Origin of the sequence: Microbacterium sp. (assembly GCF_030149085.1) — a bacterium.
Classification (GTDB): Bacteria; Actinomycetota; Actinomycetes; order Actinomycetales; family Microbacteriaceae; genus Microbacterium.
Genome location: NZ_JASBSF010000302.1, coordinates 1 through 5,739, shown reverse-complemented (window position 1 = coordinate 5,739; position 5,739 = coordinate 1). Strand labels below are relative to the sequence as shown.

General features: G+C 65.6%; 6 protein-coding genes and 2 pseudogenes. 7 read left to right on the top strand and 1 reads right to left on the bottom strand.

Translation table 11 applies throughout. From position 1 onward, the window contains the following. From Q1V87_RS12560 to Q1V87_RS16315, 4 genes and pseudogenes are all read left to right on the top strand, one after another. A pseudogene (locus Q1V87_RS12560) lies at positions 1-517 on the top strand (integrase); the annotation flags it as partial. Next, positions 514-801, top strand: a complete 288-nt coding sequence (locus Q1V87_RS12555) for a DUF6262 family protein (protein ID WP_228178689.1) — start codon at positions 514-516, stop codon at positions 799-801. The pseudogene Q1V87_RS12560 and the gene Q1V87_RS12555, both read left to right, overlap by 4 nt. 317 nt (positions 802-1,118) lie before the next feature. After that, positions 1,119-2,189 (top strand): IS110 family transposase, encoded by a 1,071-nt coding sequence (locus Q1V87_RS12550; protein ID WP_125107665.1) that lies wholly within the window; start codon positions 1,119-1,121, stop codon positions 2,187-2,189. Positions 2,190-2,202: 13 nt separating this feature from the next. Beyond that, positions 2,203-2,409: an integrase core domain-containing protein gene (locus Q1V87_RS16315; protein WP_366945443.1), complete on the top strand. Its 207-nt coding sequence runs from the start codon at positions 2,203-2,205 to the stop codon at positions 2,407-2,409. Between the two features lie 48 nt (positions 2,410-2,457). Here Q1V87_RS16315 and Q1V87_RS12545 read toward each other — a convergent pair. Next, positions 2,458-2,661: pseudogene (locus Q1V87_RS12545) on the bottom strand (helix-turn-helix domain-containing protein); the annotation flags it as partial. Between Q1V87_RS12545 and Q1V87_RS12540 the strand changes: the two are divergent. The 3 genes from Q1V87_RS12540 to Q1V87_RS12530 all read left to right on the top strand — a co-directional run bounded on the left by Q1V87_RS12540 (position 2,620) and on the right by Q1V87_RS12530 (position 5,696). Then, entirely contained in the window at positions 2,620-3,480 is an 861-nt protein-coding gene (locus Q1V87_RS12540; RefSeq protein ID WP_300593420.1) for a tyrosine-type recombinase/integrase, read from the top strand. The pseudogene Q1V87_RS12545 and the gene Q1V87_RS12540 overlap by 42 nt on opposite strands. A 17-nt stretch (positions 3,481-3,497) precedes the next feature. Then, the gene (locus tag Q1V87_RS12535; RefSeq protein ID WP_300593417.1) at positions 3,498-4,304 is read left to right on the top strand and encodes an alpha-1,2-fucosyltransferase; all 807 of its coding nucleotides are present in this window, start codon (positions 3,498-3,500) and stop codon (positions 4,302-4,304) included. A gap of 261 nt (positions 4,305-4,565) precedes the next feature. Further along, complete coding sequence (locus tag Q1V87_RS12530) at positions 4,566-5,696, top strand: ISL3 family transposase (RefSeq protein ID WP_300593414.1); 1,131 nt, start codon at positions 4,566-4,568, stop codon at positions 5,694-5,696. The last annotated feature ends 43 nt before the right edge of the window (positions 5,697-5,739 follow it).

The following is a 5,739-nucleotide window of genomic DNA, read 5'->3' as shown; positions in this document are numbered from 1 at the left end:
ACACACCTACGCGACCGCGCTGGTCAACGCCGGCGTCTCCCTGCAAGCCCTCATGGCCCTCCTCGGCCACCAGTCCGCGGAGATGAGCCTCCGCTACGGGCGCCTGTTCGACCACACCGTCCGCACTGAATACGAACGCGCCCTCGACCTCGCGAAACAGAACACCACCGCCCCCGCTGCCGGAGACACCGGCGGGCGCACCCAGCTGCCGCTCACGGCCATCACCGGCGGACGCGACTGGAAAGACGCCCCGCTGCTGAAGTCCCGCATGGCCGGCGGGTTCTGCCTCCGCGCCCCCGCGCAGGGAGCATGCAGCTACGCGAACATCTGCGAGCACTGCCCGTCCTACCGGTCCGAACCCTCCTCACTGCCGATCCTCGCCGCGCAACGCGTCGACGCCGACGCTCTCGCCCGCGACGCGGAACAACGAGGATGGATCGACGAGGCCGAACGCCACCAGAAGCTCATCGCCCGCCTCGACGCGCTCATCGCCGACACGGAGACACAGACCGGATGACCAGCACCACGCTGAACCAGATCGAACGAGCCTGCGCCGACCTCGCCCGAGACGGCCACCCGATCACGATCGCCGCGGTCGCCGAGCACGCCGGAATCTCCCGGTCCACGATCTACCGCAACCCCGAACTCCGCGCCATCATCGAGCACCACCAGCAGACCGCGCCGGACGGCAACATCACCGCGATCACCGACGAACTCGCAACTCTCCGACAAGCCGTCCATACCCTCGCCGACACCGTCCGCCACCACGACGCGCAACTCCGCCGACTCACCGCCGACTGACCGCATTACCCGGCCAAACCCAGCACCAAGGCCGATTAGCCGGATAATGCTATGACTGTCAGTCTGTTTCTGCCGCATCCCGCAAGGATGAGGAAGTCCTGGCCGGAGCGTTCTGACCCTTGCTTATGATTGGCCCGCAGGGTGCCTTGGCGTTGATCTGTCGAGCCTCCGGCCGGGCGCGCAGTAACCGCTGCCGCCGGATCGGGCGTGACCTGATAGGAGCCTGGAGCAGTCTCGACAACGCGTCCCCATGACAGTCCTGTCCACCCGCCGGCGACAGCGTGACACCACGCTAACCGGCAGGAGGACCGAAGAACATGACCGCAGTCGAGCCCGCCCGCTCCGGGCACGTCGTGATCGGCGTCGACACGCACAAGCACATCCACGTCGCCGCAGTGATGGACTCCATCGGCGGGATCCTCGCGACCCTCACGATCGCGACCGATACAGCTGGCTTCAAGCAACTGCTGGAGTGGGCGAGCGGGTTCGGGAAGATCATCGCGTTCGGCATCGAAGGCACCGGCTCCTACGGGGCCGCGCTGACCTCGTTCTTGCGCCGGAACGATCACAAGGTCGTCGAGGTCTCGCGACCGGATCGTCGGTTGCGGCGCCTGAACGGCAAGTCCGACACTCTCGACGCGGAGAACGCCGCCCGGGCGGTCCTCGCGGGGTTCGCGACCGCGGTCCCGAAGAGCGCCGACGGCGTAGTCGAGATGATCCGGCAGCTGAAAGTCGCCCACGACACCGCGGTCAAGGATCGCACCGGAGCGATGGTCACCCTCAAAGCGATGCTCGTCCACGCTACCGAGGATCTCCGACGCGAGACGGCGCGGAAGACGCAGAAGATGATCGCCCGTCACTGCGCCGCGCTCCGGCCCCGTGGGCTCGAAACGCCGGAGGACGCGAACCGTCACGCGCTCCGGTCGATCGCGAAACGCTGGATCGCGCTCAATGAGGAGATCACCGAGCTCGAAGAGCAGATCGAGCAACTCGTTCTCCGGCGGGCGCCGCATCTGCTGGACGAGTTCGGCATCGGTGTCGACACTGCCGCGGAGATCCTCATCGTCGCCGGCGACAACCCCGAGCGCATCAAGAGCGAAGCCGCGTTCGCGAAGCTCGCCGGCATCAGCCCCATCCCCACAGGGTCGGGCATGACCAGCGGGAAGCATCGCATCAACCATGGCGGTCACCGCCAGCTCAATGCCGCGATCTACCGGACCGTCATCGTGAGGATGAGATTCCACGAGCCGACGATCGCCTACGTCGCCCGACGCACCGCCGAAGGCAAGAGCAAACGCGACATCATCCGCTGCCTCAAGCGCTACGTCATCCGCGAGGTCTACCACCTCGTCAAGACCGACCCCAGAACCGGCGAAATCGCGAGTTGACAACTATAGGAGCATCAATGCGTGGGCTGAGTCGTTCAATGCGACCTTGAAAGTGGAGCGGGTTCATCGGACCGTGTATCCGACCCGGCGGCATGCTATCCGGGATATTGCACGCTACATCGAGTTGCGTTACAATCAGAAACGGTTGCATTCCGCGCTTCAGTATCGTACCCCGAACGAGGCAGAGCAGGACTGGTACGAAACCAACAAGGCAGCCTGAAACATGAATATCAAGCGGTCCGGATTTCATCCCGCAGCCCAGCGTCTTCGACAGCAACGCCCGGATCTGCGGCTCGAACTCATCGACCACCGACCCCGCCGGCACACGCTCATACTTCGGGGGCCCATCGGAGGACAACGCCGCCCGGACCGTGTTCCTCGCCACCCCCAACTGGCGCGCGATCGCCTTGATCGCCATCTTCTCCGACTTATGAAGCCGTCTGATCTCGGCCCAATCCTCCACGCTGATCACTCCCTCACTCTGACCGAGGGGGTCAACTTTCGCTCGGCACCTGGGGGTCAGTATTCAGGCGGCGCTGACAGCGCCACCGGCCTCGCCGACGAGACCGTCTACCTCCGCCGCGCCCACCTCGCGCAACTCGCCCGCGCCGTCGACGTCGCCCCCGGCGACATCAGCTTCGATGAGCTCATGGTGTGGATCGGGGGCCGGTCGTGGTCGAGGGAGACCCGCCGCACCCACCGCTCCTCCTATCGGTCGTTCTTTGCGTTCGTTGGCCGGCACGACATCGCGGCCGCGATCCCTAGGGTGAAACCGTCCCTCCCACACCCGCAGCCGATCCCCGAAGGTGACCTCGCCGTCGGCCTCGACGACGCCGACGACCGCACCCGCCTGATCCTGCGGCTGGCCTCCGAGCTCGGGTTGCGTCGTGGCGAGATCTCGCGGATCCACTCGACGGATCTGACGCGGGCGCGGGACGGGTGGGTGCTCCTCGTCCACGGGAAGGGCGGCAAGGTTCGGGTTGTGCCGGTGCCGGATGGGTTGGCGGCTATGATGCGGATTCGCTGCGAGCCTGGGGGGTGGTTGTTCCCGGGTGGGCAGTCGGGGCATATGTCGGCGGCGTGGGTCGGGAAGCTGGCCTCGAGGGCGTTGCCTGGGGTGTGGACGGTACACAAGCTCAGGCACCGGTTCGCGACCGCGGTTCATGACCAGACGCATGACCTGGTCGTGGTGCAGCAGCTCCTCGGGCACGCGTCGCTGACGACGACGCAGTTGTATGTGGCGACGTCGACGGAGCGGTTGCGGGCCGCCGTCGTGAATATCGCCGCCTAACGGTACGATCAGGTGACATGACGAGACTGGGGGACCTTGCCTACCGAGCCAAGGGTGCAGCGACGAGAATCTTGAGGGTCGGGAGTCGGCGCATCTTGTGGACGCAGCCCGTCGGTCTCGGGTTCGGGAACTTCCTTTACCTATGGCTCCACGCCCACATCAGGCAGGCCGCCGGCGATGACTACCGGGTGTTCTGCACGGACGCGATGCGGCCCTGGGTCGACAGGTTCCCAGCCATCCGTGAACTCATCATCGAACAAGCGCAGGTGAGATTGATCGACAAGCGGTCGTGGGGTGAGAACCGGCTATTCCAAGGGTTCGGGGTCGACTTCACCCGTGGTCAACTCCAGAACTTTGTCGCGACGAGACTCCTGCCCAGCAGGGCCCTTGAAGGCGTTCCTGAGCTGGGTGTGGTCGTGAACGTGAGGCGGGGTGACTACTACTCGGTTCCCGAGCACCGGGCCCAATACGGCTTCAACTATCAGCGGTATCTCGACGCCGCGTTCGAGCGGTTCGAGCTCGACGGGACGGTGACGGTGGTGTCGGATGATCCGGACTGGTGCAGGGCGAACCTTCGGCTGCCAGGGGTCGTGACGTTCGTTCCGACCGGTGCGGTTGAGCATCTGCGGGTGCTGTGTGGGGCGTCGACGTTGGTGGGGTCGAACTCGACGTTCTCCTATTGGGGTGGCTACGTCGGGGACGTTCGCATCCCTGGGCGTCGGGTGGTGATGCCGGCGTTGCATAACCGGCGGGTTTTTGGGGGTGCGGCGATCCAGCTTGACCCGGCGTGGACGGCTGTCGATCTGGTGGATTGGTCGGAGTGAAACGCGAAAACGCCGCCCCTCCTTCGGGAGGGGCGGCGCTGGGGGTGGTCAGGTTGAACCGCCCCGGGTTTAGTGGAGGGCGAGTTCTCCCGAGACCGGCTGGTCTTGGGGTTTGTTGGCTCTTCACAGATGAGGGTGGATGGTCAGCTGACGACGGTGTCGGCGATGGTCGGGATGTTTGGCATGGCGCGGTGTCGTGAGGGGGCCCCGGGTTGCTTGGATGAAGGTGTCTAATCACCACCGAAGAACCCGAGGGCCCTGATGCGAAACGCTACCCCACCATGTCTGGATTCGTTCTGCCGACTCGATCGACTCGGCCTCACCGTGAGGGATCAGATCGTGCATCCGGATCACTCCGTGCTGGTCTGCACCCCCACGACGCCGGCGGGTCCGTGCCCCGCATGCGCGGGTCCCGGCTCCCGGCATGACACGGTGGTGCGGAAGTTGGCGCACGTGCCCTTCGGTTGGAAACCCACGATCCTGCAGGTCATCGTCCCCAGGTACCGGTGCAGGCCGTGTGGTCGGGTGTGGCGCCACGACGTGTGCGCGGCGGCACCGACCAGAGGGAAGCTGTCTCGAGACGCCGTCACGCTGGCGGTGAAGCACATCGTGCTCGACCGGCTCTCGATCGCCAGGATCGCTGCGATCCTTGGGGTCGCGTGGAACACCTGCAGCGACGCGATCCTCGCCGCCGCCGACGAGTTGCTGTTCCACGACCCCACCCGACTCGACGGGGTCACCACGATCGGGGTTGATGAGCACGTGTGGCGCCACACCCGCTTCGGCGACAAGTTCGTCACCGTGATCATCGACTTGACCCCGACAAGGACCAACACCGGCCCTTCCCGGCTGTTGGCAGTCGTCGAGGGCCGCTCCAAGCAAGCGCTGAAGCAGTGGCTCCAGCAGCAGTCCGAATCGTTTCGTGACGGCGTCGAGATCGTCGCGATGGATGGGTTCACCGGCTACAAGTCCGCCACCGTGGAGACCATCGACGATGTCACCACCGTGATGGATCCGTTCCACGTCGTCGCACTGGCCGGGGAGAAACTCGACCGCTGCCGCCAACGCCTCCAACAAGAGACCCTCGGTCACCGGGGTCGCTCCCAAGACCCGCTCTACGGCATCCGCCGGATCGCACGGACCCGCGCCGCGCTGCTGACAAAGAAGCAGTGGTTCCGGCTGCTGAACGTCTTCGACCAGGACTGCCACACCCCGTTCGCGGTCAGCTGGGAGGCCTACCAACGCGTCATCGACGCCTACCAGGCCGACCAACCAGCCGAAGGGAAGAAGATCATGACCCGGCTGATCACCAGCCTCCAGAGCAGTGTCCCGACGGGCCTCGAGGAACTGCGGTCGCTGGGACACACCATGAAACGGGCTCTTCGTACCTGAGCGTGGGGTGAGCGTGGATCCGACGGCGGGCGTGTCGGCGGGG

Excerpts from the sequence above, each read along its gene's own strand:
- Q1V87_RS12555 (WP_228178689.1), top strand. The coding sequence starts at position 514 with ATGACCAGCACCACGCTGAACCAGATCGAACGAGCCTGCGCCGACCTC.
- Q1V87_RS12550 (WP_125107665.1), top strand. The coding sequence starts at position 1,119 with ATGACCGCAGTCGAGCCCGCCCGCTCCGGGCACGTCGTGATCGGCGTC.
- Q1V87_RS12540 (WP_300593420.1), top strand. The coding sequence starts at position 2,620 with ATGAAGCCGTCTGATCTCGGCCCAATCCTCCACGCTGATCACTCCCTC.
- Q1V87_RS12535 (WP_300593417.1), top strand. The coding sequence starts at position 3,498 with ATGACGAGACTGGGGGACCTTGCCTACCGAGCCAAGGGTGCAGCGACG.
- Q1V87_RS12530 (WP_300593414.1), top strand. The coding sequence starts at position 4,566 with ATGCGAAACGCTACCCCACCATGTCTGGATTCGTTCTGCCGACTCGAT.